This is a genomic window from Paraburkholderia sp. 22099 (assembly GCF_052045835.1).
GTDB classification, from domain to species: domain Bacteria; phylum Pseudomonadota; class Gammaproteobacteria; order Burkholderiales; family Burkholderiaceae; genus Paraburkholderia; species Paraburkholderia terricola.
This window is the reverse complement of the sequence record NZ_JBQEPU010000003.1, coordinates 17,268-44,148: the sequence shown is the minus strand read 5'-3', so window position 1 is coordinate 44,148 and position 26,881 is coordinate 17,268. Positions and strand designations below refer to the sequence as shown.

General features: G+C 60.0%; 17 protein-coding genes. 11 read left to right on the top strand and 6 right to left on the bottom strand.

Annotated features, from left to right (window positions below):
• Positions 1-148 precede the first annotated feature (148 nt).
• Complete coding sequence (locus tag ACTJLC_RS04210) at positions 149-1,387, bottom strand: GNAT family N-acetyltransferase (protein WP_310130373.1); 1,239 nt, start codon at positions 1,385-1,387, stop codon at positions 149-151.
• A 434-nt stretch (positions 1,388-1,821) separates the two neighbouring features.
• On the opposite strand from ACTJLC_RS04210, the gene ACTJLC_RS04205 reads away from it, so the two are divergent.
• Positions 1,822-3,003: a GNAT family N-acetyltransferase gene (locus ACTJLC_RS04205; RefSeq protein ID WP_310130370.1), complete on the top strand. Its 1,182-nt coding sequence runs from the start codon at positions 1,822-1,824 to the stop codon at positions 3,001-3,003.
• Between the two features lie 3 nt (positions 3,004-3,006).
• Here ACTJLC_RS04205 and ACTJLC_RS04200 read toward each other — a convergent pair whose 3' ends face one another.
• On the bottom strand, positions 3,007-4,941 hold the full coding sequence (locus ACTJLC_RS04200; protein ID WP_310130368.1) for an acyltransferase family protein: 1,935 nt from the start codon (positions 4,939-4,941) through the stop codon (positions 3,007-3,009).
• A gap of 601 nt (positions 4,942-5,542) precedes the next feature.
• On the opposite strand from ACTJLC_RS04200, the gene ACTJLC_RS04195 reads away from it, so the two are divergent.
• Positions 5,543-6,682, top strand: a complete 1,140-nt coding sequence (locus ACTJLC_RS04195) for a GNAT family N-acetyltransferase (protein ID WP_310158637.1) — start codon at positions 5,543-5,545, stop codon at positions 6,680-6,682.
• Between the two features lie 24 nt (positions 6,683-6,706).
• Here the strand turns inward: ACTJLC_RS04195 and ACTJLC_RS04190 are convergent, their stop codons facing one another.
• The gene (locus ACTJLC_RS04190) at positions 6,707-7,843 is read right to left on the bottom strand and encodes an MraY family glycosyltransferase (RefSeq protein ID WP_310130365.1); all 1,137 of its coding nucleotides are present in this window, start codon (positions 7,841-7,843) and stop codon (positions 6,707-6,709) included.
• Positions 7,844-8,529: 686 nt separating this feature from the next.
• Between ACTJLC_RS04190 and ACTJLC_RS04185 the strand changes: the two genes are divergently transcribed.
• The 8 genes from ACTJLC_RS04185 (at position 8,530) to ACTJLC_RS04150 (ending at position 19,409) form a co-directional block, all read left to right on the top strand.
• Positions 8,530-9,501: a hypothetical protein gene (locus ACTJLC_RS04185; RefSeq protein WP_310118912.1), complete on the top strand. Its 972-nt coding sequence runs from the start codon at positions 8,530-8,532 to the stop codon at positions 9,499-9,501.
• 142 nt (positions 9,502-9,643) lie between these two features.
• The gene (locus ACTJLC_RS04180) at positions 9,644-11,896 is read left to right on the top strand and encodes a polysaccharide biosynthesis tyrosine autokinase (RefSeq protein ID WP_310130360.1); all 2,253 of its coding nucleotides are present in this window, start codon (positions 9,644-9,646) and stop codon (positions 11,894-11,896) included.
• A gap of 87 nt (positions 11,897-11,983) precedes the next feature.
• Complete coding sequence (gene tviB / locus ACTJLC_RS04175) at positions 11,984-13,261, top strand: Vi polysaccharide biosynthesis UDP-N-acetylglucosamine C-6 dehydrogenase TviB (protein WP_310130359.1); 1,278 nt, start codon at positions 11,984-11,986, stop codon at positions 13,259-13,261.
• 60 nt (positions 13,262-13,321) lie between these two features.
• A complete protein-coding gene (locus ACTJLC_RS04170) occupies positions 13,322-14,413 on the top strand; it encodes an SDR family oxidoreductase (RefSeq protein WP_310130357.1) in 1,092 nt (363 codons plus the stop codon).
• 82 nt (positions 14,414-14,495) lie between these two features.
• Entirely contained in the window at positions 14,496-15,791 is a 1,296-nt protein-coding gene (gene murJ / locus ACTJLC_RS04165) for a murein biosynthesis integral membrane protein MurJ (RefSeq protein ID WP_310130355.1), read from the top strand.
• Complete coding sequence (locus ACTJLC_RS04160; RefSeq protein WP_310130352.1) at positions 15,788-17,053, top strand: glycosyltransferase family 4 protein; 1,266 nt, start codon at positions 15,788-15,790, stop codon at positions 17,051-17,053. Before murJ ends, ACTJLC_RS04160 begins: the two co-directional genes overlap by 4 nt.
• Positions 17,050-18,231, top strand: coding sequence for a glycosyltransferase family 4 protein (locus ACTJLC_RS04155; protein WP_310130350.1), 1,182 nt, complete (start codon positions 17,050-17,052; stop codon positions 18,229-18,231). Before ACTJLC_RS04160 ends, ACTJLC_RS04155 begins: the two co-directional genes overlap by 4 nt.
• The gene (locus tag ACTJLC_RS04150; RefSeq protein WP_310130346.1) at positions 18,228-19,409 is read left to right on the top strand and encodes a glycosyltransferase family 4 protein; all 1,182 of its coding nucleotides are present in this window, start codon (positions 18,228-18,230) and stop codon (positions 19,407-19,409) included. The genes ACTJLC_RS04155 and ACTJLC_RS04150 overlap by 4 nt, the downstream gene beginning before the upstream one ends.
• 47 nt (positions 19,410-19,456) lie before the next feature.
• Here ACTJLC_RS04150 and ACTJLC_RS04145 read toward each other — a convergent pair whose 3' ends face one another.
• Positions 19,457-20,572 (bottom strand): zinc ribbon domain-containing protein, encoded by a 1,116-nt coding sequence (locus tag ACTJLC_RS04145; protein ID WP_310130344.1) that lies wholly within the window; start codon positions 20,570-20,572, stop codon positions 19,457-19,459.
• A 34-nt stretch (positions 20,573-20,606) separates the two neighbouring features.
• On the opposite strand from ACTJLC_RS04145, the gene ACTJLC_RS04140 reads away from it, so the two are divergent.
• Positions 20,607-22,049 (top strand): tyrosinase family protein, encoded by a 1,443-nt coding sequence (locus tag ACTJLC_RS04140; protein ID WP_310130342.1) that lies wholly within the window; start codon positions 20,607-20,609, stop codon positions 22,047-22,049.
• A gap of 62 nt (positions 22,050-22,111) precedes the next feature.
• Here the strand turns inward: ACTJLC_RS04140 and ACTJLC_RS04135 are convergent, their stop codons facing one another.
• Positions 22,112-22,978, bottom strand: a complete 867-nt coding sequence (locus tag ACTJLC_RS04135) for a transposase (protein ID WP_310130340.1) — start codon at positions 22,976-22,978, stop codon at positions 22,112-22,114.
• A 724-nt stretch (positions 22,979-23,702) separates the two neighbouring features.
• Positions 23,703-24,914, bottom strand: a complete 1,212-nt coding sequence (locus ACTJLC_RS04130; protein WP_083085703.1) for a hypothetical protein — start codon at positions 24,912-24,914, stop codon at positions 23,703-23,705.
• Between the last annotated feature and the right edge of the window lie 1,967 nt (positions 24,915-26,881).

Sequence of the window (26,881 nt, the reverse complement as noted above, 5' to 3'; positions counted from 1 at the left end):
TTGATCAGGAGGAACAGGGCGGATTCGCGCTAGAGGCGAACACGGTCCCAAGCCACGGCCTGTCTGATTTGCGCTTCAAGTGCGGACAGGCGATAGCCCGGCTTTCGTTCTACGAAAGCCGAGGGGATTTCATCGGCGCACGGGCCGATCACGTTGCATCGTCTGCGCCAACAAGAGTCGGGCCGCTTCGAGCGTTGCGTCGCTCCTTGGTCGGTTGGCGCTTTTCGCCTCGGCATTCACCGTCATCTGGCGCTTCGATTGCGCCGTCGTTCTCACCAAACGACGGTTGCCGGAGTCGTGGTACGAGGGCCGAGTTTCGCGAAATGAGTTTTCTGACGCCAAACGCGACGCGCCCCCATGCTGTCGCGGCAACCTCCGCACTTGCCACGGATATGGCGTTGTTTCGGCTCCAATAGGATTTGAAGCTCTCTGAGCCCACACCAAAATCGAAATCAAGGCGATGGTCGAAGGCCCACTTCACCATGTACTCGACGACGAGCTGACCCGGGCTGTACTTTGCATAACGTTGGTCGAAACCTGTAAGCAGCCCCTTGATCGAGGACTTCCCGATGCCGATAATCGTCGTGGCGAGCGGGACATCATCGAGTGTGATGAGATAAAGGCGCGCTGCGGGCTCGTGTGCTTGCGTGTTGAGCAGCGAGACGAGAAAGTCCCGGTACTGGGCCGAATATAGCCACGCGCCCCGCTTATCCACGCGCGATGCCCATTCACGTTTGCGCGAGAGCGTCCAGTCGACCAGTTCGCGATTTCTTTCTGCTTCATCCGGCGAAAGAAGACGTGCCTCGAGCTTGCCTTGCTTTGCCAGCCGCCGTTCCAGCGCGCCCGGCTTCTTGCCTGACAGCGTGCCAAGGGCGCCGGCGAAAGACCCCCAATCTGTCTCCGCGCGAAGCCTTGCAATGGCGGCGCTGCGCTGCTCGCCGAACACGATATGTCGCTCGCTCGAGATGATGCGGTGGAGCCGGGATCTCTCGTCAAGGTAAGGCACCCGCAACACATCCGCTCCGCAATGCTTCATGGCCGCGCGCCATGCCTGATCGACCAGTAATTGAGCGTCGGCCTCCGGGTCGAGCAGCATGCTCGTGTAATCGGCAGCCTCGGGCCCTAACATGCGAAGTACTCTCCACAATGCACGCCGGGTAACGACCAGTGGCCATACCATGACGAGCCGGCCGTTTTGGCGCCCAACGATACACCGCAGCTTGCTGCCGCGCGGTTCTGCAATATTCAGCCAGCTTTCCCAACAGACCGCGAACGCCTCATGGTAGTGACCGTTTGCTCGCGACCACAAATCCTCCCATTCGTTTCTCAACGCTCGAAAGCGCTCTACGTCAGAGATGATCTCGATATGCGACTTCGGGTTGTGCATTTTGGTCTCCGCGGCCGATGCGTCACCCGAGATCGATGGAAAACCTCAAGATACCAGGTGATCGGCACATGCCCATATTCTGCTCATTCCAACCTGCGGAAATGTGGGTTTGCCAACATACCTGACGAATAGGCAAAAAGCGCGCCGAATCGCCGGCTTTCCATTATGTGTCGAGTTATACGACCGGCGATCGGCCGACGTTCGGCTCGCGTTACGCGCGTTGCGATATCGGACGTGAGACAGCGATATTCGCCGCGGTAGCGATGAATCACGAGTGTTTGATCGCGCACAGTGGTGCATTCGAACTGCCGCTACGCTTGGTCTGCCGCACTTTCTGGGTTCGTTTCAGGACGGTGACTACAATTTGACGTGACGCCGCAATAGCGGTGTTGAGCGCCAAGGCGCGACGGGGCAGCGACTATATAACGGGTTTCATGAATGAAGCCTCGGCGGCCGTGTCGATATTTAAACCCGTTATCTGTAAACGCTCCAGCCGATTGAATCCTTATGTGGCTGCTTGCGACAGTTACGCTGGTACCGTGAACATGGTTAACGAAGACGTCTCCGTGAAGCTGATGCCTGCACCACGAATCGAACTCGACCGAATGCGCACCGATGTGAGCAACGCCAGCACAACTGTCATCCACGCCGCACGCGCCGGTCTGAACGAGCGCTCGATTTTCCATGAGCCCTGGTGGCTGGATATCGCGACCGGGGGCAACTGGAAGCTGGCGTCGGTTCATGAGCGCGGTCAACTGATCGCTGAAATGCCGTACACCGTGACGCGCAAGGGCATCTGGCGCCTCTCGACCTTGCCCCCGCTCACGCGCACGCTCGGTCCCGTGATTCCGGCAGCAAAAGGCGCGAGCGACGATGACTGGCGTCATTGCTTCGGTGCAACGCAAGCCCTGGTCGAGCAGTTGCCGGAGTGCGCGCTGTTTCACCAGCGGTTCGATCCGCACGTCTCGGATGCCATGGGATTTGCGTTGCTGGGCTTCGAGGTCGCCGTAAGCTATACGATGCGGATCGAGCCCGGCAGGGCCGAGCCGGAGGTATGGGCCGGACTTCGTCCGAATACCCGCAACCTGATTCGCCGTGCCGGCGAACAGCACACCGTTCGTCAGATAACGGACGCGAACCTGTTCGTCAGCTTCTACGATGCCAATTTGACGCGCCGGAATCGTGACAACGTGTACGGCACGCACGTCATGAGGCAACTCGTCGATGCCTTCATCTCAAGGGGATCGGGCATGGTGCTTGGCGCCTACCAGGCGGACGGCAGCTTGTGCTCCGCCATCGCGGTGATATGGGATAAGCACACGATGTATTACCTGCTGTCGTCGAGAAAAGAAGAGGCCCACGGCGGTGTCATTGGCCTGTTGTTATGGAACGCCATGCGCAATGCCAGGGAAAAAAATCTCACTTTCGACTTCGACGGCATTTCCAATGTCGGTATTCTCAAGTTCCTCAGCGGTTTCGGGGGAACATTGGTTCCCCGGCTCGAGGTCACGCGAGCGAGCGCGGACTATGCCGCGATGCGCAGCATCCTGCATCTGGGGCGATGTGTATCACGTTCGATGCGCCAGCGCGTGAGGCAACTGAAACGTGGCGGGTGACGCCTATTGCGACAACGCAAACACTTGCTTGAACATCGGGACGAGAAAGCGATTCCCGTACTCGCTCATGTGATGCCTGTCCGAATAGAGCGGCCTTCCCTGGTAGGAACCCAAACACTTCCCCTGTGGGCAGAGATACGGCGTTGGATCGAGCAATTGGACGCCGCACTGATCGCGTGCCTCACGCAATAATTTGAGCACTCGCGCGTTGCGTTTGTAGTACTCAGCCATGTCTAGCGTCAGGTCGGGGGCACCTGGGTCCGCGAGCTTTTCGCGCGCGAGCGTATTCGGCACGTTCACGTCGAATTCGGGAACCGGTTGCACCAGATAGACGGGCCGCGTTTTAGCGAGACCGCACATGGTCGAGAGAAAGCGCCTGCGATATTGATCGGCCGAGAACGGCTCGCCCTTGTATCCCGCTTGATTGGTATCCGAAAAAGACAGCTTGCTGGCGGATTCGCCCGACATGTATTCGGACCAGTGGTTGACGATAATGACAGGCGGACTCTTCGACGATTGCTTGCCGAGCAGATGGATGTATTTCCGGTTGGCCTCGAAGCATTCGCCGTTATCGCGGCGCACGCCGTCGATCGTCGGGCAACCCTGCACTGCGATCAGGATCACATCGCCACGCTTGCCGTTCGGCACGGCGGCGTTCACCGCCTCGGCGAGCGCGTCCGCATGGCTATCGCCGAGGATCACGGCACGACTCGCCAGTTGCGTTTTATATACGTCGCATGGATCCATGAGCATGTGACAGACGCTACGGTGCGGATTGGTGTCGTACGTTTCCTCGTCCGCGATGAAGACCGAATGGTCGAAGCGCTCCGGTACACCCTGCCGGTAGTAGATCGCGCCGCCGCCGACGAAAACCAGCAACGCGAATGCAAGCGTCACGGGCAGTGGAACGCTGGGCAGAAAGGCATGAGAGGGAGCGGTCTTGCCTTGCGTGCGCAATTCCACGAACTTCCACGAGAGATAACCGAAGACGAACGAAGCGAGAATGCCGCCTGCGATCCACACTGGTTGAGCGGCCTTTTCATAGTAGTTTTCCGCCACGACTATCGGCCAATGCCACAGGTACACCGAATACGAAATCTTGCCGATGAATTGCGCCGCCGCGTTGCTCGTCGCCCACGATGTGCTTCGCGCCGCGGCGATGATCAGCGCCGTGCCGCCCACGGGCAATAGCGTCAACCAGCCAGGCCAACTGACTCCGGCGTTGAAGCTCAATAGCGCAAAGGCTATCAGCGCAAGGCCGGCCCACTCCATTGCCGCTCGCGTACGCTCGGGTGCGCGTATCGGGTAGAGATACGCGAGTGCGCCGAAGAGCATTTCCCAGGAACGCGTCGGCAAGAGATAGAACGCCGCAGTGGGCCATCTCGTCGGCGCGGACAGGTAGAGGCAGGTGGCAAGGGAAACCACGGTCCCGATCATGATCCATCTGCGCAACCATGCGGCGGACAGCCACTTTCTCAACGCGACAAGGACGAGCGGGTATAGCAGGTAGAACTGCCACTCGACCGAAAGCGACCATGTGTGCAATAGCCACTTGTCGAGGGATCGAACATCGAAATAGCCGGCCTCGCGCCAGAACGAGATATTGGAGAAAAAGCCGATACTGGTGGCGGCTTGCTTGCCGAGGGCGCGAAACTCCGAGGGCAAAAGGACGAACCAGCCGATGGCCAACACCATGAAACACATTGCCGCCAGCGCGGGAACGATCCTTCGCGCGCGGTACTTGTAAAACGTAAGAACCGAGAACGAGCCTTTGTCGATGCCCCTGAAGATGATGTCGGTCATCAGGAAGCCCGATATGACGAAGAACACGTCGACGCCGATAAACCCGCCTCGAAAGTGCGGCACCGAGAAGTGGTAAAGAACGACGGCTGCCACGGCAATGGCACGCAGACCGTTGATGTCACTTCGGAATTTCATCGAAGTCTCCCGGGTGCCGATAAGCCGACGACGGCGAACGTCGGCGGATGAGTTCCTTACATACCTGAATTGGAGATGCTGGACACTGACCCGAGTTGAATGATGCATCGCCCCTACGAGCTGTCGATGTGCGATGGCGCACGCTTTCCATGCTCCCTCGGCGCGGGGAAACGCCTACGGAATAATCGTGGCGATCGAACGTTCGCCACTTCGCTGGCTATTACTGTCTCGCTTACTGAATGGGAAAAGGAATAGCCAATGTGCGCTTGCGCACGCTTCTCTCTGAATAGGAAGAAGCGGCTTACAACGAGCCTTCATAATGTGACCTTTGTGATTTCATCCCGGACGTCGCGGCCGGTGCGCACGATATCTGGTTTTCTTCCGCCAAACGGAATGAACACGTTCGTCGACTCTATTGCAACCGTGGACGTGATATCGAACTGCTCACACTTCAATCAGGAAAGTGCGCAAGCGCCGCTACTCACAGGTGGCCGCTTGCGATGGCGCGGCAGTTCCTTCACCGGCTTGAGCGGCTTACGGGCGGTCCACCAGGCGTCGCTCGTCCCCCTATGCACGATGCGATGCGTAAAGGAGCACCACGATGGCAATGAGCCCCGTCGCGTTTGAAGTCGTTCGAGACATCGACCGGTTCCGCGCGCTGCAATCCGATTGGAACGATCTGTGGCATCGCGCGGAAGGCGAGTATTTCCAGTCCTTCGCTTTCTGCCATGGCGCGCTCGAGGCGGAAGACGCTGCATCCCGACGCAAACTCCACTGCATCGCCGGACGGCGCGAGGGCAGGTTAGTCGTGGTGTGGCCTCTCATGACGTTCTGGAGAAGCTGCTGGAAATACGCTACAGCGCTTACGCCCGCAAACCGGTCGCCCAGTGACATCCTTGCCTCGCCGGAGGCGGATGTCGAGCAGATCGTAAATGGCGCATGGAAAGCGGCACTGCGATCGACTCGCGCCGACGCCATCGAGCTATGGCGAATTCGCTCGAATTCGCCGCTGTGTCGCAATGCGACGCGCCATGGTGTCATCGAGCGAGGCACCGAGGAAACGACACCCTATGCCAGATTGAGGGATCAAGGCCCGTGGGAGACGTTCGTGCGCGCGCTGCCCGGCCGCAAGAAAACCCGGCCGGAGTATCTGGAGCGGCGCCTCGCAAGGCACGGTGAAATGAAGTTTGAAATCATCGATGTCAACGACAGTCGCGTGCCGTCACTCGTCGAGTGGTTCGTGTCGCGCAAACGCGAGTGGGCGCAGCACAATCTGATCGACAGCCGGTGGACCTTTTCGGAAGCCAGCAGCAAGTTCTGGCGCAGCCTGTTGTCGAATGATTCGTCTGGTGTTGGCGTATTCCGCCTGTTCGTCCTTACGCTGGCCGGAGAGCCGGTAGCCTTGAATATCGTCGCCGTGCAAGCCACGCGCGCTTATCTGGTGGCCAACACCTACGATCTCAGATACGGCAAGTTGACACCGGGAACGGTGCTTGTCGATTACTGCGTGAAATGGGCATTCGACAATCGGCTCGACATGGACTTCGGGCCGGGCGACCAGCAATACAAATCCTTCTGGAGCGCCGGGCACTCGTACCTCACTTCGTCGTTTCTCGTCATTCCAACCCGCTGGGGGCAGGCGGGTTATGCCGCGAAGCAGGTCGCCAAACAATTGCGCACGGTGAGCTCGAATATCGCGGGCCGGCGAACGCCCGAACGGAATCCGGTGCATTCGCCGTAGGGCGGCGCGCCTCGCGCGCGCGATTTAGTGATGCCGCGTCTTGTCAGGGGCGGACGCGGTAATCACTTCGTGGTGGCCCATGAGCAGCCAGTGCGGTGTTCTGAACCGCACGATGCAGCTATAGAGCCAGAGATACACCGCGACGAAGGCGAGCGCCGCGCAGGCAAGCAGGAGCGGGCTTTGCCAGAAGAGCGTGGCGGGCACAATGCCGATTAGCGCCATTGCCCAAAGGTAGACCGACGCAGTCGGATTGCCGCGCTCGCGCCGCCGGGTGTGACCGGAATACACGCCGCGCCGTGCGATGCGCTTGTAGATGAGCGTATGCATATGCAAACCGTCGGGCTGGCTCGCTGGACGGCCCTTGAGCATGCGCCGGCGATAGATCGAGAAGACGGTTTCGAACAGCGGGTAAATGGTGACGACCGCGGCATACCAGGCGGACACATTCGGGTGCCGCAGTATGAGGATCACCAGCAGCTCCGCCATCACGAAGCCGGCGAAGTATGCGCCGCCGTCCCCGAGAAACACCGATGCCATCGGATAGTTCCAGATGACGAAGCCCAGGATTGCGCCGACCATGGTGAGCGCGACGCTCATCACGAACCAGTCCCCTACCTCGTGCGCGACGTAACCAATCGAGCCGAAGATCAGGATCGCGGTGACCGAGGCGAGGCCGTTCATGCCGTCCACGATATTCATGGCATGAGTGAGCCCGGCGACGGTCAGCACGGTGAGACCGATCGCGACTGGCGCGAACACCAGGTACGCGTCGATCAGCGGCAAATCCACACGCACCACTACCGCATCGAGCAGATACACACCTAGCCCGGCGCCTGCCATGGCGAGCAGCAGGCGCACGCGTGGACTGACGCGCTTGGTCAGATCTTCAGCGAGGCCGCTGCAGAAGGCAGGCGCGGCCACCGCCAACAGCAGCATGGTTTCGGCACGTGGATTGGTTCCGAACAGCGCGCCAACGAAACAGGTGAAGCAGGTTGCACTCACGACGCCGATGCCGCCGACTCGCGGCACAGCGCGGGTGTGGTTCTTCTGCACCCCGTGTAAGTCGTAGTCCATCGAGAACTTGCCGAACATGCCCGCGTAGCGAACGATCAGCATCGTGACGAGGAAAGAACTAATGAAGCTAAGCGAGAGATTAAACATGGTATCCAGGCCGGCAGCTCAACTATGGGACGACTCATGAACGGAGGTGCGCTTTGCGTCCGCTTTTCGGTTTAATGAAGAATATTTCGCATAATGCTTACGTATGAGCAAGCCAGATGAATGGCCAATCCCGCGACCGTTTCATCATAGCCAGAAAAAGCGCGCGTTCAAGATTATTTAGCATGGCGGTTTACCTTCATTCGACGCACTGAGATAGCAGCATGGCCGGCCCGATCAGCAAAAGACCGCACACGTCCGCCGTATTACCGTGTTAGTACGCCACTCGCGCAGCGGCCAATGTCTGCTAGCGCACATAGGTTCCGCGGTTTGCTTAATGGACGCTTGTTCCATCGGAGATGTGATGCGCGGATAACACTGAATAAGCGGGAATTAATATATATGAGGAATTGCGTGATTGAACGATCGGGTAACCGCTTAGTGTTTTTCGACTTGCTGGTTTAAGAATGTGAGTTAAAGTTTTGACAGGCGATGCCTATGCCAGCGTATGAAACCCACGGAGGAGACGACATGTGTGCTATCGAACGGCAACCTGATTCCTTGGGCCGACAATGAGGCGCCGCGAGGAGATGGCGCAGGATGCGCGCAAGACCGGGCCATCCATTTCGGTCACGCGGCGGCGCATGATCCGCGCGCTTCCGTTGCTGGCATGCCCGATGGCGGCGGGAATGGCACACGTGGCGCACGCGGCGTATGCCGACGACGCGTCGAACGCTCCGGTCGTGATGGCCAGTTCGTTCGGCGTCGCAGGCGACGGACAGACAAACGATCGAGCGCAACTGCAGGCGGCTATTGACCGATCAGTCGGCAAGACGCTGGTGATCACGGGCGCATGCCGCATCGACGAGCGAGGCCTGGATCTGCGCAGCGGGAGCCGCGTGCGGTTCGCGCAAGGCGCGTCGATCAAGTTGCTGCCGCACGACGCAGCCTTCTATCAAATCATCCGCATCTGGGACGTGCAGAACGTCGTGCTGGAACGCGCGATGCTGGACGGCAGCAAGGAATTGAATGCCGCGCCAAAAGATACCCGTAATGGCGGATACGGCATGGGTATTTCGATCGCCGGAAGCTCGAACGTCACGCTCATGGCGCCGACCACGTCGGAATGCTGGGGCGATGGCATCTATATCGCCAACAGCTACAAGTACAAGGGCCGATTTCCCAGCGCCATCAAGGTGATTGGCCATCGGGCGTATGGCTGCCGCCGCCAGGGCGTGTCGATCATCAGCGGCTCCGACATCCTTTTCGAGCACCCGGTCTGGGAGAACATCGGCGGGACGATGCCGTCGGCGGGTCTGGATATCGAGCCGAACAGCAACCTCGATGTGCTGCAGAAAATCCGCGTCGTAAGCCCGACCACGCGCAATTGCCGCACGGGCATCCTGATGTATTTGCAGGAACTCGTCGGCCCGATCCCCAAGGTCATTCAGATCGAAATAACGCATCACCGGGACGAGTCGGCGGCCGTTTCCCCCGTCAACATCTCGGGGCTGGAACTGAATGGCCGAATCGTGAAAGGCCGCATCGTGATCGACTCGCCGGTGTGGGTCAAGCCGCGCCTCGCGGCATTGAGAAGCGAGAACTATGACCGCGTGAGCGGCCCGGAAATCGTCGTGAACAATCAGAAGATCATCCCCTAGCTTGCTCGCCGCAGCCACTCTGCCTGAGATGGGCCGTCGTGCATGCGTGCGCTCCCGAACATACCTGAAGAGGGTGCGCTGATAGCTTGAGGTACGCGCTGACAGACGGATAGCGCTGCAACAGTCTTTAGCGAGAAAGCCCATGAAACAAGCTTCAACCATAGAGGCGAGCGTCGGCCGGGACGAGCGGGCAGGTCTGGCTTCAATCCTCGACGCTTTGATCGAATACCGTGTGATGATTATCGTCACGACGCTCGTCGTGATGATGCTTGGGGCGAGCTACGCATTTCTCACGCCATCGATTTACGAGGCGAGCGTGCTCATCAAGGTCGAAGACTCGACCGGCATGGCCCCACGACATGACGGTAATGAACTCCTGAATAACATTTCGCCCGGCTTCGACGAGAAGTCGTCCGCCGAAAGCGAAATGCAGGTGCTCGGTTCGAGGTTGATCATTGCGCGCGCGGTGGATGCGCTGCACCTTTACGTCAACGCGAAGCCGCACTACTTCCCTTTGATCGGCGAATGGCTGGCTCGCCGCGCGGACGGTCTGTCCGCGCCCGGCTTCATGGGGCTGGGGGGGTATGTCTGGGGCGCCGAATCGATCAAGGTCGAGTCGTTTGAAGTGCCGCAACGAGATCAGGGCCAGGGTTACACGCTGAAGGCGCTGCAGAACGGGTTGTATTCGTTGAGCGGGCCAGGACTGCCCGACGAAGGCGCAACCGGCACGGTAGGGCGCGTACTGCGCGTCGACTCGGCAGCCGGTCCAATCACGCTGCTGGTCAAATCGCTTGTAGGACGTTCCGGCGCCGAATTCGATCTGACGAGGGAATCGCGTCAACTGACCGTCGACCGGCTGCAGCGAACCCTCAAGATCAAGGAGCAGGGCGCGAAATCCAGCGTGCTGAAGGTCTCGATCGAAAGCCCCGATGCGGCTCGCGCCACCGAGACGATCAATCAGATCGGCCGCGAGTACGAGCAATGGAACGCCGCGCGCAAGGCGGTCATCGCGAAGAACTCGCTCGATTATCTGCAAAGCCAGTTGCCGTCGATGGCGCGGCAGGTTCGCGAGGCGGAAGACGCGTACAACAACTATCGCAACGGACACTCGCTGCTGGACATGAACGAGGAGGCACGACTGCTCCTCTCGCGCAGCGCGGACGCGACGACCAAACTGATCGAATTGCAGCAAAGGCGCGCCACGCTGCTGGCGACGTTCTCGGCCAGCTATCCGGCCGTCGCGGCACTCGATAAGCAGATCGGCTCGGCACAGAAGTACATCGACGACCTGAACTCGCAGATCAAGGGGATGCCCACCGAGCAGCAGGGCGCGATGCGGCTGATGCGCGACGTTCGCGTCAACACAGACTTGTATACGACGCTGCGCAACAACATCGAACAATTGCGCGTTATCCAGGCTGGCAAGGCTGCCTCAGCGCAGTTGATCGACACGGCGGACGTGCCGGAAAAGCCGGTCAAGCCGATCAAATGGCTCGTCATGCTGGTTTCGACGATGTTCGGGCTGCTCTCGGGCATCGGGCTCGCGATTGCGCGTGACTACGTCTTCCGCGGCGTGACGGACTCGCGCGAGATCGAAATCGGCACGGGCCTGAGTGTATTCGCGGCCATTCCGCAAAGCGACAAACAGCAGTTGGTGGACAGGAAGGCGAAGGCCCGAACCGGTGAGAGCCTGCTGCTTGCCTCCCTCTATCCGAGAGATGCCGCCGTCGAAGCGTTGCGTATCCTCCGCTCCGCGTTGCAGTTTGCACAGATCGGCGCGCGCAACAACGTCGTCATGATCGCGGGCCCGCTGCCGGGCATCGGCAAGTCGTTTCTGTCCGCCAACCTGGCGGCGCTGCTTGCATCGGGCGGCCGGCGCGTGCTGCTGATCGACGGGGATCTTCGTAAAGGACACCTGCATCGCCTGGTTGGTTTGCAGCCTGGTCAAGGTCTCGCGGATGTGCTGGCCGGAACGTGCGAACTCGACGCGGCGATTGCGCGAGACGTGCAGCCGCGGCTCGATGTTCTGCAGACCGGTCCCTACCCGAGTCACCCCGCCGAACTGCTCATGCTGCCGAGGTACCGGGAGATGATCGAAAGCGCATCGGCGCGCTACGACATCGTCGTTATCGACGGACCGCCGGTGTTGGTCGCGTCGGACACAGGCATCATGGCGCCCGTCGCGGGCTTGCTGTTCCTCGTCGCGCGTTTCGCGGACACGCGTGTGCGTGAGCTCGAGGAGTCCGTCAAGCGGCTTGGACAGACCGGCGCCCGAGTGAACGGCGTGCTGCTGAACGGCATCAACATGCACACGATGGACTATGCGCTCGCGCGCCGCTACGGCAGTCGCGCCTATGTCGCGTACGACTACCATTCGGACTCGACGACGCGTTAACCGACGTTAGCGGCTGCACATTCAAGAACAAAGCGGGGGCAATACGTGGGCGCCCCAACGCAATCGTTGCATTAGCGGAGACTGGTCATGCGTGAGTCGAATGGACTAAAGGTCGCGGTAGTCGGCTTGGGGTACGTGGGTTTGCCTTTGGCGGTGGAGTTCAGCAAGCATCGTGCGGTAGTGGGGTTCGATATCAGTGGCGCGCGTATTTCGGCGCTGCGGGAAGGGCGCGACGCGACGCTGGAAGTGAGCGAGGAAGAACTGGCGGCGGCGACCGGCATGACGTTCACGTCCGACGTGGAGGATCTGCGGGCATGCAACGTTTTCATCGCCACCGTACCCACGCCGATCGACCGTTTCAAGCGGCCGGATCTTGGTCCGCTATTGCGGGCGAGCGAAACGATCGGCTCCGTGCTCAAGAGAGGCGACATCGTGATCTACGAGTCGACCGTGTATCCGGGTGCGACGGAAGACGACTGCGTGCCGGTTCTCGAACGGGTGTCGGGCCTCAAATACAACGTGGACTTCTTCGCGGGCTATAGCCCGGAGCGCATCAATCCCGGCGACAAGGCGCACCGCGTGACCGACATCCGCAAAGTCACCTCGGGTTCGACGCCGGAGGTCGCGGAGGTGGTCGACGCGCTTTACCGCGAGATCATCACGGCCGGCACGCACAAGGCGAGCAGCATCCGCGTCGCGGAAGCCGCCAAGGTGATCGAGAACACGCAGCGCGATCTGAATATCGCGCTCGTCAACGAGCTTTCGATCATCTTCAACAAGCTTAACCTCGACACCGAAGCGGTCCTGCAGGCCGCCGGAACCAAATGGAATTTCCTGCCGTTTCGTCCCGGTCTCGTGGGCGGCCACTGCATCGGCGTCGACCCTTACTACCTGACGCATATGGCGCAGTCGATCGGTTATCACCCGGAGATCATCCTTGCCGGACGACGGCTGAACGACAGCATGGGCGAGTACGTCGTGTCGCAAATGATCAAGGCGTTGACGCGTTCTGAAATTTTCATACCCGGTGCGCGGGTGCTGGTGCTGGGCCTCACGTTCAAGGAAAACTGCCCGGATCTGCGCAATACGCGCGTGGTCGATATCATCCACGGCCTGAAGGACTACGGCGTGCTCGTCGATGTATTCGATCCGTGGGTGTCCAAGGAGGCCGCGCACCACGAGTACGGGATCGATCCGATCGAGGAACCGGATGTGGGTGTGTACGACGCGACCATTGTCGCCGTTGCGCACAGGCAGTTCGTCGAGTGGGGATACGAGAAGCTGCGTTCGTTCGGCAAGCCGCGGCATGTGCTTTACGACCTCAAGTATGTGCTGCCGGCAGAGTCGAGCGACCTGCGCCTATAGTGCTCGATAAGCCCGTCGGCCCTCGGTGCCGGCATGGGTCTCATGGTCAGGAGGACTTCAATGTCAAACCGATACGATCGGGTACGTCGCGACCTCGTTCAGCATCCGCAAACGTGGCTTATAACAGGTGTGGCCGGTTTCATCGGTTCGAATCTTCTTGAGACATTGCTCAAGCTCGATCAGCATGTGGTCGGGCTGGACAACTTCGCGACCGGCCACCGCCGCAATCTCGACGAAGTCCGTTCGCTGGTCGGCATCGACCAATGGCAGCGCTTCAGGTTCATCGAAGGCGATATACGCAATCCCGCCGAATGCGCGGCGGCGGTGAAGGGCGTCGATCACGTGCTGCACCAGGCGGCGCTCGGCTCCGTGCCGCGTTCGTTGCTGGACCCCATTGCGACACACGAGGTCAACCTCAGCGGCTTCCTGAACATGCTGCTTGCCGCACGCGATGCGCGCGTCAAAAGCTTTACCTATGCCGCCTCGAGTTCCACTTACGGCGATCACGCCGGATTGCCGAAGGTCGAGGACCGCATAGGGCACCCGTTGTCGCCCTATGCGGTCACCAAGTACGCGAACGAACTGTACGCATCGGTCTTCGCGCGCAATTACGGTTTCAAAACGATCGGCCTTCGCTATTTCAACGTTTTCGGCCAGCGCCAGGACCCGGACGGTGCCTATGCGGCTGTGATTCCGCGCTGGACGGCCGCGCTCATCAACGGCAACGAAGTCGTCATCAATGGCGACGGCGAGACGAGCCGGGATTTCTGCTTCGTCGCCAATGCGGTGCAGGCGAATCTGCTGGCTGCGTGCGCCGACGAAGCGAGCCGCGACCAGGTCTACAACGTCGCGGTGGGCGACCGCACCACGCTCAACCAACTGTACGACTATCTGAAGGCGACGCTCGCGCTTCATGGCGTTCAGCCAGGCGAGCACCGTGCCGCTTATGGCCCCGCGCGCGACGGCGACATCCGGCATTCACAGGCCAACGTCGAGAAGGCCGAACGACTGCTCGGCTACGCGGACGCCATTCCACTCGCGCAGGGCCTTGCTGTGGCGATGCCGTGGTATGTGCGCTTCGTTGCTCAGCGCAACGACCGAGGCGACGACGCTCGCGGCTTCAATGAAGCCATTCACATGACGGCGGGGTGAGCGCGTGTTTCCGTACTTCGGCACGTTACGAAGCAAGATCCCGCCATTTCACCCCGATCATATGCGCATCGCGCGCGGTGCGATGCGCATTTCGGTTTTCGTGCTGGTCGGACGCTGCGCGGGCGCATTAAAGGAAATGGCGGTCGCGTATCGCTATGGCACGGGGCCGATAGTCGATGCGTACCAGTTGACCATGACGCTGGTGGGCTGGCTGCCGGTCGTGCTCGCGACGATATTCTCGATGGTGCTGGTGCCTGTCTTCGTCGAGTTGCGCGCGCAGCCGCTTGCGGATCAGACACGCTTTCTGGGTGAGCTCGAAGGGTGGGCCATCGTGGTCGGCGCGATGCTGACGCTATTGCTCTATGCGTGCTGGCCGCTCGCGCTGCATATCGGCGCGACGAATCTGTCGGCGGAAACGCGCGCGATCTGCCGGCAGATGATCCTGACGATGGGACCGATCGGCGCGCTCATGCTCGTGTCCAGCGCCTACGCGGCGAGGCTGCAATCGCGCGAACGCCACATCAACACCTTGCTCGACGGTTTGCCCGCCGGCTTCGTACTGGGCTTCGTACTGTCGGCCGGCGGCGAGGTCTCGGCGCTACCGCTGATATGCGGCACGATCGGCGGCTACCTCGTGCAAACGCTGATATTGCGAATGCTGTCCGTGCGGGTCGACCCGATTCGCCACGGGCTGCGTCTGACGCTGAAGGCGCCGCAATGGCAGCGGGTGTACCGGGCGGTGCGGGTGCTCGCCCTCGGCCAGGTGGTCATGTGCTGCACGCCGATACTGGATCAGTTTTTCGTGGTCGCCTACGGCGATGGCGCGGTCGCCACCGTCGGCTACACCAACCGCGTTCTCTCGCTGCTGCTCAGCATGGGTGCGCTCGCGATCGGTCGGGCCATCCTGCCGATTCTGTCGGATATCATCGGCGTCGGCGATTTGTCGCGTGCCCGCCATACCGCGCTGAAGTGGACGCTGCTCATGTTTCTGCTCGGCACGGGCGTGGCGCTGGTGTCGTGGCTGCTCGCGCCGCAAGCTGTCGCGCTACTGTTCCAGCGCGGCGCATTTACCGCGCGGGATACGGCGGCCGTGGCGGAGCTTTTTCGCTGGGGGCAAATGCAGGTGCCGTTCTATTTCTCCGGCCTCGTGTTGTTGACGCTGTTCGCGAGCGCGGGACGTTACCGGGAAATGGCCATCATCGCGTTGATGAGCTTTGTCGTGAAGGTTGTCGCCAATGTGGTCATGACGCATTGGCTGGCGATTCCCGGCATTTTCGCCGCCACCGCGCTGATGCACGCGACGACGCTCATCTACTATCTCGTCTACGTGCAAGGCTGGCCAACGGACACCTCCACGACGGCGGCAGGGCAGCCATGAATATCGTTCTTCTCGTGAGTTCGATGGGCACGGGCGGCGCGGAACGCGTGGCATCGACGCTCGTCAATGCGTGGGCCAGGCGGGGCGACACGGTGACGCTCGTCATCACGTATAGCGGCCGCGGCTCCTGCTTTTATACGCTCACGAGCCAGGTGCGGCTCATCTATCTTGCTGATCTCGCGGGGCGGAAGCGCTCGGGATTGCGCGGTTATGCGGCACGCCTGCGCGCACTGCGCACGCTACTTTGCGACAGCAAGCCGGATGTCGTCATTTCGTTTCTCACCAACGTCAATATTTCGGCGATCCTGGCTTCGAGGGGACTGCGCGTGCCCGTCATCGTGTGCGAACACAATGACCCCGCCGCCGACGGGCGCTCCCGTTTGTGGCGGCTCGCGTGCCGCTTGTTCTATCCGCGGGCGAGCCTTGCAGCGGTGCTGACGGAGAACGTCGTCGCGCCGTTCAGGCAGATGGTGCCGCGCATGGCGCGCGTCGCCGTGATGCCCAATCCGCTGCCCGACGAACTGTTCGATCGCGCCGACCTCGGCGGGCGCGCCCGTGAGCGAGGCGTGACAGCGCATGGCGATGGCAGGCGACGGCTCATCTCCGTGGGCCGCTTGCACGAACAGAAGCAGTATGACCTGTTGATCACCGTGTTCGGGTCGCTTGCCGATGCGTTCCCTGAATGGGATTTGTGGATCTGGGGCGACGGGCCGGAGCGCGCAAGGCTCGAGGCGCAGGTGGCGGATGCGGCCCTGAAGGAGCGCGTCTTTCTGCCCGGCAAGACCGTCGACCCGTGGGCGGAAATGGCGCGCTCGGACGTCTTCGTGCTGTCGTCGCGTTTCGAAGGCTTGCCGATGGCACTGATGGAAGCGATGGGACTCGGCATGGCGACGATCGCATTCGATTGCCGTAGCGGACCCAGGGAACTGATGCGCGCCGGTAGCGACGGATGGCTCGTGCCGCCGGGCGACGCGTACGGAATGGAGCAGGGCTTGCGGCGCCTGTTCGCCGATGATGCGTTGCGTGCCGAACTCGGCCGCAGGGCGGCGCACTCGATCCGCGAGCGTTTTTCGGCGCGGGCCGTGCTCGACATGTGGGACGCGCAATTCGAGCGTGTGGGCGCGCGCCCGCGGCGCGCCGGCGCGGCAGTGAGTGCCGCGATGCCGGCCGTCCCGCCCGACAGTTCGTGCGGGGATATACGCCAACCCGCACGCCAGCCCGCGCTCGTAGACATCCGGCGCGTCGACAAGGAGCCGACATGAGCAAGGTGATCCTGTTTGCCAACACCGATTGGTACCTCTACAACTTCCGGCTATCGCTCGCGCGGAAGTTGCGCGAACTGGGCCATGAAGTCGTGCTGCTTTCTCCGCCGGGCGAATACGGACCGCAATTGCGCGCGCTGGGATTTCGCTGGGAGCCGGCCCCGATGGTGCGGCGCAGTCTCAACCCATTGCGCGAAGTGACGCTGTTGATGTGGCTCGTGCGTTTCCTGCGGCGCGAACGGCCCGACCTCGTGCACGGCTTTACCATCAAGTGCGCGGTCTACGGATCGTTGTCGTCCCGTCTTGCCGGGGTGGCGGTGCGCGTCAACGCCGTGGCGGGAATGGGCTATGTATTTTCGAGCCGCGACGTCAAAGCGGTCGTTCTGCGTCCGCTGGTGCGCAGAGTGATGCGCATGGCGTTCGGCGGCAAGCGCAGCATGCTGATCCTGCAAAACCCCGACGATCTCGCGCTGTTCCGCACGGCCAATATCGTCGACGAACGGGCGATACGCGTAATCAAAGGTTCGGGGGTCAACATCAGCCGCTTCAAGCCGCGTTCCGAGGAAGCGGAGCCGCTCGAAGCGCAGTCGTTACGCGTGGTTCTGGCGGGACGGCTGCTGTGGGACAAAGGCATCGCCGAATACGTCGAAGCGGCGCGCATCCTCAAAGCGGAAGGCCGCAGCGTGCGATGCATTCTCGCGGGAACACCGGACCCGGGCAATCCGGCTGCCGTCGACGAGAACTTGCTGCGGGGCTGGGTCAGGGATGGACTCGTCGAATGGCTGGGACACGTTAGCGACATGCCCGCGCTCTTTGCCGAAACCGATGTGGCGGTGCTGCCCAGTTATCGCGAAGGGCTGCCCAAATCGATGATCGAGGCGGCGGCGTGCGCGTTGCCGCTCATCATTACCGATGCGCCGGGATGCCGCGAGGTTGTCGGCATCGACGGTGAAGAAGGGCTCGTGGTGCCGGTGCGCGATGGCCGCGCACTCGCCGACGCCATTCGTCGTCTCGACGACGACCGGGCGCTGGCGCGTAAGCTCGGTGAGGCGGCGCGGCAAAAGGCGCTACGCGAATTCGACGAACAGATCATCATCGAGCGCACGCTCGCCGTCTACCGGGAAGTGCTCGAGCCGGCGCGGCAGGCCATGCCCGTGAGCGGGAGCGTCGTCCCGTGAAGATCGTTCACGTGATTACGGATCTGGCCGTCGGCGGCGCGGAGACGATGCTGGTGCGGCTGATCCGAACGTCACAGCGCGAGGGCTTGCAGCATGTCGTCATTTCGCTCTCGCGCGAGGCGCCGCTGGCCGATCGTCTCGTCGAACTCGGCGTGGAGGTACGCGTCCTCGGCATGGGGCGCGGCATGCCTGACATCAGGACGTTTCGCCGCCTCATCCGATGGCTCGACGAACTGGAACCGGATGTCGTGCAGACCTGGATGTATCACGCGGACCTGATGGGCGGCGCGGCCACCTATGGGGCGCAAGCCGCGCGGTTTTTGCGCGGCGCGCATGTGAAGCGACCCGCGCTGCTGTGGGGCGTCCATCACACGGATCTGCGTTTGGCCGGCAGCGCACGCATGACGCGCTGGATCGCGCGCGCATGCGCGCTGATCTCGTCGCGCATACCTGATCGGATCGTTTGCTGCGCCGAATCGGCGAAAGCGTCGCACCGCCAGGGCGGCTACTGCGCGCAGCGCATGACCGTCATTCACAACGGGATAGACCTCGAACGCTTTCACGCCAATCCAAGGGCGCGCGAGATGTTGCGGCGCTCGCTCGGTATCGGGGCGCTCACTCCACTGGTTGGAATCGTCGGCCGCTACCATCCTGTCAAGGACTATGGGACGTTCATCGCCGCGATGCGCATCGTTATCGACGCCATGCCGGAATGCCGTTTCGTGATGGCCGGTCAAGGGCTCGACCCGAGTAATGACGAATTGGCAGCGCTGCTCAACGCAGCGGGAATCGCTCATGCCTGTAGCCTGGTTGGACCGCAGGCAGAACCGCAGACCCTGCTCGCCGGACTCGACGTGTTCTGTTTGTCGTCGAGCAGCGAGGGCTTGCCGACGGTGATCGGCGAGGCGATGGCCTGCGAAGTGCCGTGCGTCGCAACGGATGTCGGCGACACTGCGTTGCTGATCGGCACGACCGGCCGCGTCGCGCCACCGCAAGATCCCGAGGCGCTTGGTCGCGCGCTGTGTTCGTTACTCGCGTTGCCGCATGACGAACTCACGAGGCTCGGACATGCGGCGCGAAGGCGGATTCAAAGCCACTTCTCGATAGAAGCGAGTTGGCGCCGTTACGAAGAGACCTACGTGGAAGCACTGGGCAAGCGAGAACAGTCGGCGGTTTGAGCGGCGGGTCGCGCATGGCGTGTAGAACTGTTTGTTCGGGAAGTGTTTTAGTCCGCACCGCCTCTCTGCGTAACAGCGCTCTTGTCGAGGGTCCAGCCGTACTGCTTGATCGCCTGTTCCAAGGCGTCTGGGTCGCGAATGTTTGAAAAATCCGCGGAGAGTGCCGGCCGTTGCTGTAGCTGGGGGACGTCGGTGTCTGTAACCGGGTTGGGTTCTACTACTGCCGTTGCCGCGGTTTCCGCGACCGTGCGGTTATCAGCAGGTGATGCGTCGACGCGCACGTCTTTGTCGGTGAGTACCCGGGCGAAGGGGAGGGCCGTATCGGTCGACTTAAGCCCGGAAGGCGGCGCGGTGTCGGACCTGTCTTTGGACATGCCGAGCGTTGCATCGATTTCGCGCAACGCGCGCGGCGTCATGAAAGCGGTGTCGGCAGACGAGTTCTGTTCTGCGGCGGCATCGTCATGACGGGCAGGCTGCGCTTCCTCGCGAACCGTCTGAGGTGGCGCATAGCGCAGATAGGCCAGGCCGAAGGCGACGGCAGCCGCGACACATGCGCCCAACAAAGCCGTCCTTACGCTGAGCGTTCGCTGCAACAGCGAAGGCGGCCTCGAAGGAAACGTGGACGGGCCGTGAGCGTCGTAGGCGTCGACGCTCACCAGATCGCGTTCCGGAGGCTGAGATTGCTGCACATTCGCTCGTTGTGAGTACGTGCCCAACTGGTCGCGGTTTGCTTCGGGCATGGCGGACTGAAACGCTCCACATCGGGTACAGAAGCGTTGCTCTCGTTGTACGAGGCTTCCACAACGCGGGCAGGCGGCGGAAACCATGGCGACTGGAAACAGCATGCGCTTGTTCATACTCGAACCTTTCGAATGATTCGCGCCCTTGCTGGTGTATGTCGCTTTATGACCAGCGACCCTGGCCATGATGTCCGTCAATACGCTGCGACCCGATGCGATGAAGATCGCCGAACGCGGCTGACGGCCGTCGAAGCGCGGATATTGATGTTGTGCTGTTCGGCGAAATTGAAGTGTGGGCTCGACCACATTTCTCGCGGGAATAGCACCGTGATCGATGGACAGCCAGGCTATCGTGTATCTGTGGCTATAAAGGCGCGATCGGATAAAAGACGGTTTTAATAAGCAGCCGGCACCCTGAAGCAAGGCCCCCGATCCTTCCGATTTGAGGAGAACCTGAATGTCAAAGAATCATTTCAGCCGGCGTTCTTTCCTGCAGGGGTCCGCATCGGCTGCGGCTCTCATGTCGCTTCCAATGCCGGCCATGAGCGCAGGGCCGGTTTCGACCCGGCTGGAATGGGAGGTTTTCAAAACGACGCCTCAGTACGCGTCGTTCCTGAATGCGGTAAAACTGATGAAAGCGGTCACGGACGCGACAAAACCGACCTCCTGGGCGTATTGGGTCAACGTCCATATGAACTACTGTCCGCATATGGTGCCGTACTTTCTCGCGTGGCATAGGGGCTACATTTACTACTTCGAGCAGCAGTTGAGAACGGTGTCCGGAGACAGCCTGTTGACCTTGCCGTACTGGGACTACTACACCTATCCCACCATGCCCAGCGAGTTTACCGATCCCTCCAGCGGTAATGCACTTTATGTGTCGGGGCGGGCCAACTCGAACGTCTATTCCGCGCTCACGCTTGCGCCGTTCGCACCGACCGTGATCAATTTTCAGCGCGGTACGTCCAACTCGTTTGAGGCGTCCTTCGAATCGGCTCCGCATAATCCGGTGCACAACATCATCGGTGGATGGATGGCCGACATGCAGTCGCCGACCGACCCGATCTTCTATTTGCATCACGCGAACGTCGACCGCCTATGGGACGCGTGGGCGCAGCAGCCGCAAACCACAATGCCTTATCCGAACAGTTCATACTGGTCCGGAACGTTCACTTACGCAACCGGCCTTACGATGAAGAGATCGAAGACCTATATGCCCTCGTTGCTGAACTACCAATATTCGAATCAAAAGGTGCCGACTGCAATGCCGCTGAACGCTCAGGAAGGACGCATCATTCGTGTGCAGGCGCAGCTTTCCCCGATCCTCGTGCGACCGGCGCTCGGCAGCTTTTCAACGACACCCCCGCGTTCGATCGCGACGACCCGCCGGTCGCTTGGTGGCGTCGCGAATCTTACGCTCAACGAGCGGTCCATCAGTGCGCGTGTGCTGTTGCAGGCGTCAGGCACCACCTCCTTGCAGGATGCAGTGGCTGCGAATGCGTCAACCGTCGATACGGCCAGCACGAGTGAGACGACAACGACAACGACAACGTTCAAGTATCCGCGCATCGTGCTGGACAAGCTTGGTGTCACCAGTGCGGGAAAGAAGGGCGGCTATTTCTACAACGTGTACCTCAATCTGCCCGCTTCGGGTAGCGCGGACGTCGAGAGTCAGTCGCACTTTCTCGGCACGTTCGGGCCATTTGAAGTGTCCGGAGCAATACATCATGGCGAGGGCAGCCTGGTATTGCCGGCGACCGACGTGTTGCGCAACGTCGGCGTAGCGAATCTGAAGGAGGTTGTGATCTCGCTAGTACGCGTCAATGGTCCGAACTACCCAACGGGCCCGGTATTGACGGTAGGCGAGATGCGTCTCGAGCTGTCGACGGAAGGCCCGTGACCTGCTGAGAGCGTGAGCGCTGTGACGCGCGGGTAGGGTTGCGCGCGTCGCTGCCGCTCACTTCAGCCTCTTCGCAATGTTGCCCTTGGCCTGGTTGCGTAGCGGCTGGAGTTCGCAGCGTCTTCCTGCTTGTCGATCCAATCCCGCGCCCAGTCCAACGCACACTGCCTGGCAGCCTCCGGCGCGATAAACCTCGGGCCCACGAGGCCGGAGTGCGCCACGCGTTGTCCGTTTTCCATGATTTCCGCCCAGCCTCGAAACAGATCGTTCTGCATGAGGTCCGCAGCCGCGTGGACGACATAGCCCCGTTCGTTGACGACGCTCGTTCCGCTGGCTTCCGACGCGGTCCGCCATGCCCCTTGGGAGTAAACGCGCTGACGTTTCGACGAGGCTTCTTCCCGCGCGCTCGCGTCGTCGTTGCATGCTTCTGGAGGACCGGGCTCCGTGTCGCGCGTGCGGCCGATGTCGCCCAATATCCAACTATCGGCATGGTACGCGGTGCGTTCGGTGCTCGTGCTCAGCCACGACTCCTGGCTTTTCCAGACCACATCAGGTGTGCGGACGTCGTCGTCCGTGCCCGCATCATCGAGTGGAGCAACGGCCGGCTTCTGATCCGCTTTCTTGTCCGAAGGCGGTCGGTCGGGAACATATGAAAAATGCCGTCCTGCATGCGACAGGACGCGCATCATTTCCGCCAGTTTTCCGTTTAGCCGCCACTGTTCGAATCGGTACCTACAGGTGGGCTGCGACGGATATTTCTCGGGCAGCTTCGACCACGATTCTCCTGTGGTCAAAATCCACAAGACCGCGTTGGTAACCACCCGCGGCTGTACCCGGGGACGGCCGCGTTTCGTCATGCGAACAACGGGATCGGCAAGCATGGGGCCGATCAATGACCACTCCTCGTCGGAAAGCTCTTCGAAGAACATTGCAACCTCCAGGACATTGCAACTCCCAGGTCTCACCGCGCGCGAATGCAGTTCGACGGGCACAAGCGGTGACGACGCGTATTGTCTGCGGAAATAGCGGTGACAAACCTGCCAGAGGTCTGGGCTGCTCTGTCGCCGGCTGAAACCGGATAGGTGCGGCAGGACGATGCGAAGTTCCCGCCTGATAGTGATTGACCCATGCCATATTGTTTTTTGCAGTCAGGGTTTGGACACGACTCAACGCAGCGTCCGCTGAATCTTTTGTCAGGATATGCTGACGCAGGATCTGTCCCTTGGCTGAACGCGCGCGCAATAGTGCGGTTTGACGATCTTGCGATGCAGGGGAAGGTGTAGCCATCGACTTGATGGGCTGGCAGGGACGTTCAGGATATCGCGCAGCCTGGACACGGCACATCGCATGCCGGTGGTCGCGCCGCATTGCGCGGGGACGAAGCGGAGAGATTGGCTGCGCCCAACAGGACACTGACGATCATGCCGTGCATGAAGTGACTGGCAACGTTACGGCGGGTTTCAACGTGCTTTGGGTGCACTTCGATCGCGTCATGGTTGCAGTTCTCAGCAAGTCAATCCTGTCGAGTACCTGTGGGCGCAAATAGAGGGTCATGCGCGGGCATGCGATTGCAAATCGATGCCCTGAGAGCAGCAGAGTCGAGCCAATCGCGCACGATAGTCCGACTCTGCTTTCTTCTTTACTGCCGCATGATTACTGCGTAACCAGGCATCCCGAAACGCAGGTGTTGTTTGAGTACTGCGCGGCTTTTACGCCCCAGTTCCTACCAATGATGGTTCGGCTCGGGATGTTAGCGCCGCGGAAGCCTTGCGCGTTGCTCGTGCCCGACACCGTGTTGTTGCGCACGATGTTGGTTGAGTAGTCGGCACTTGCAGCGACACCGCCGGTCAGCATCACCGAGGAAGACATGTCAGGCGCACCATAGCCATAGACAGCCTTAATGGTGTTGTACTCGATCACGTTATGGCCGGTTTGTTGCGTGGTGTTGTCGTTCTCGATACCCACAGCGCAGTCGGTCACGGTGTTGTGTCCGATGTAGCCGTTCGTATGAGCAACGAACACCGGTCCATAGTAGCCGCAGCTTGCGAAGGTGTTGTAGATGATCTTGTCGCCGCTTCCGCCGTTGGTTGAGCCGTAGGTCTGGAACATCGACTGGCCGAAGAACTGCTTGAAGCTGTTGCCTGCCAGGAAGAAGTTGCTGACCGGACCAACGGTTTCAACCGGAATGTCCCAATGCCGTGCGTCGTTGTTGTAATACTGCGGCACCACGGTGTTGGCGCCCACGAAATTACAGTTAACGATACTGTCGTCGTGATAGTAGTTGTTGTAGTCGCCGATGACGAACATCTGGTTGGCGTAGCCGGTGGTGCGCTTGAGCACGGTCTGTTGGCACTGAATGTGTCGGTTGCTCGCTCTCACATTGAGAGTGCCATTGATGACGCACGTTCCGGACGGAACCAACACGTCGCCAGCATTGATCGCCTTCTGGAATGCGGCCGTGTCATTCGTTACACCGTCGCACTTCGCGCCATAGGCCATCGGATTCACCGGGTTCACGAGCGCCGGCGGAGTAAATTGCGTGGACGTCGATGTAGAGGTAGACGTAGCCTTGATATAGCACGCTTTCAGATAGCCAACCGCAGGATCGGCCATGGCGCTATTGTCACAGGGCACCTTGCCGGTATAGGTGCCGTTCACCGCGTACTTAGCCGAGGGTGCGCTCGGGGGCCATGCGCCATACAGTACGTTCTGCGTGCCGGAGAACGAGCAGGTACCGTGCTCGTCTGCACACTTGTTCCACGTAGTGCCGTTCACGACGACACTCGACGGGTTGTTCTGCGCGTACGCCGCAGGCAAAAAGGCGAGTGAAAAAAGGAAAAAAAGCAGGTATTTGAGATGTCTCATTCCGTTACATTCCAAAGTTAGACATGGCGCTATTTCTAGCGAAGAGGCGAAACAAGGGAACGCGTTGACCGCGTTCATTGCTGAAGAAGCTGACGCTTCCGATGTGCCGATATGCGCTCGCAGATACCGTTAGACGAACGTGTATCGACTGCTGCCGGTAGGGCAGTGTTCTAAACCTGTTGACTTGAAAGTAGTCGGCAGGTACATATTTCGTAGTACTTAATAGACGCTTGCATATGATCCATATAGCGAAGTGCTATTAATGATTAAAGCTTTGGATTGCACCACTAGGCCGGAGTACACGATCGGGCGAGATTCTCCCGTATGCACTCGACCTGCGACACGACTCAGTCGACCTCTCAGCTAGGTCGACGACTCGTCCCTCACACGCGAGGCCAAAGGCCAACGCATGAAGTTTATGCATGCGAGGGACCAGCGTGTAAGACTTACGCTAGATTCTTAGCATGCTTGTAGATGTAAAAACAGACTCTTCGACTCGATGCTTCAACTTCAAAAATTGAGGATAACTAAAAGATGACAGATCTCTTTTCCCCAAGCTTTCATGCATAACGCCTCGGTGCGAACCAAATAGCCTTGGGCCAGCCCGCGCCGGATTGCGGCAGCGCAGCATCTGCGGCGCGCATGGCCGCGGATGTTTGAAGCTCCGCTTCCATTAGTCAGTGCTGCACGGGACGTCTATCCGACGGTATCCAACAGGGATCGGTAAATATTGCTGATCCTTTGGGCTTCAAGGTATTACTTGCAGAAGGTTTTGGCAGAAGAATTATAAACGTTTCACTTCTGTAACGAGATTGGAAATATTGCTGATAAGGACGGATCGAAACCGGTCGCTTGATATTTACTTCGAATGTTCCGCGTCTCGCGGAAATAAGAAATCGGTACATTGTTTGTGCGGGAAAATGAGTATTTTTATTTTTTTACGCGTTAGTCTGGACTTGACGGACTAATAATTTGAAGCTATGGAGTTTTATATTATTAATATAAATAAGCGTCAGTATATCGGTTTTATTTTATCAGATCAATAATCGGAATCGAATTGATCGATCTCGGCGGGAAACCCGGACGGTTCTGCATAGGCGCGGTACGGTGTTCGTTGGACGCTCGAGTCTCGACATGGGCGTGACACGACTACGCTCATTGTCTCGAGCCGATTTTGGCAATGTATGTCTCGGCGGACGCGGCGACGTCACGGCGATGCTCAAATCACTATTGCGCTGCTGTTTGTGCGCAACGTCGATGGTTTGCGCTGGAAAAATATTGCGCGCCAATCGCAGCAAGCGAACCATTACCTCAGCAGCAACGGGTGAACGGTGCTCTTCTTTTGTGGCGCAGGGTCTCCAGACGTGTTGGATTGCCGAGCTCCCCTAGTTCGCGACAAGCATGAGCAACGTCTTGTATCACCATTTGAACGATCGGCCCAGTGATGGCGCAGGCCCCGAGTTGCCATCGCCATTGGGTTGGATTTTCGGGTATCGCAGACAGCATATTCGCCGGCGACGGCCGAACATGAATGCGTTGCTGACAACTCCGCGGGCGGAGATACATCCAATCATGTAGTTGTACCTCGCCTTTCGCCGTTGCTGTCTCAACTCTGTCGTCGTGATCAAAGACTTCGCTTTTGACGTTTGAGCGAGCAGATCGAAAGTAGCGGCGGTGGATCTGGCCGCTATTGCCAACAACAACTGCGGAGGAAGCGCCACATGCGTCGTCTACCGTCACGGCCGCCTCAAGGCTGCAAGAGATGATCTTAATGGATCGTGCTTGTGCCGGGATTGAAGCTCTCGCCATCGGCTCTCATGCACATTCGCCCGCCTTCAACTATCCTGCATTCTGTCGCAGCAGGCTTGACGAGATGAGGATTGAAAAGCGGTGTCGTTTCGCGGCTAATGGAAAGTGCAATGAGCATCTGACAAAATCTCTGCAAGAACATCAAAAAATGGAGGTCG

Excerpts from the sequence above, each read along its gene's own strand:
- ACTJLC_RS04130 (WP_083085703.1), bottom strand. The coding sequence starts at position 24,914 with ATGAGACATCTCAAATACCTGCTTTTTTTCCTTTTTTCACTCGCCTTT.
- ACTJLC_RS04200 (WP_310130368.1), bottom strand. The coding sequence starts at position 4,941 with ATGAAATTCCGAAGTGACATCAACGGTCTGCGTGCCATTGCCGTGGCA.
- ACTJLC_RS04155 (WP_310130350.1), top strand. The coding sequence starts at position 17,050 with ATGAGCAAGGTGATCCTGTTTGCCAACACCGATTGGTACCTCTACAAC.
- ACTJLC_RS04195 (WP_310158637.1), top strand. The coding sequence starts at position 5,543 with ATGGCAATGAGCCCCGTCGCGTTTGAAGTCGTTCGAGACATCGACCGG.
- ACTJLC_RS04190 (WP_310130365.1), bottom strand. The coding sequence starts at position 7,843 with ATGTTTAATCTCTCGCTTAGCTTCATTAGTTCTTTCCTCGTCACGATG.
- ACTJLC_RS04185 (WP_310118912.1), top strand. The coding sequence starts at position 8,530 with ATGGCACACGTGGCGCACGCGGCGTATGCCGACGACGCGTCGAACGCT.
- ACTJLC_RS04180 (WP_310130360.1), top strand. The coding sequence starts at position 9,644 with ATGAAACAAGCTTCAACCATAGAGGCGAGCGTCGGCCGGGACGAGCGG.
- ACTJLC_RS04170 (WP_310130357.1), top strand. The coding sequence starts at position 13,322 with ATGTCAAACCGATACGATCGGGTACGTCGCGACCTCGTTCAGCATCCG.
- ACTJLC_RS04160 (WP_310130352.1), top strand. The coding sequence starts at position 15,788 with ATGAATATCGTTCTTCTCGTGAGTTCGATGGGCACGGGCGGCGCGGAA.
- murJ (WP_310130355.1), top strand. The coding sequence starts at position 14,496 with ATGCGCATTTCGGTTTTCGTGCTGGTCGGACGCTGCGCGGGCGCATTA.
- ACTJLC_RS04210 (WP_310130373.1), bottom strand. The coding sequence starts at position 1,387 with ATGCACAACCCGAAGTCGCATATCGAGATCATCTCTGACGTAGAGCGC.
- ACTJLC_RS04135 (WP_310130340.1), bottom strand. The coding sequence starts at position 22,978 with ATGTTCTTCGAAGAGCTTTCCGACGAGGAGTGGTCATTGATCGGCCCC.
- tviB (WP_310130359.1), top strand. The coding sequence starts at position 11,984 with ATGCGTGAGTCGAATGGACTAAAGGTCGCGGTAGTCGGCTTGGGGTAC.
- ACTJLC_RS04205 (WP_310130370.1), top strand. The coding sequence starts at position 1,822 with ATGAATGAAGCCTCGGCGGCCGTGTCGATATTTAAACCCGTTATCTGT.
- ACTJLC_RS04140 (WP_310130342.1), top strand. The coding sequence starts at position 20,607 with ATGTCAAAGAATCATTTCAGCCGGCGTTCTTTCCTGCAGGGGTCCGCA.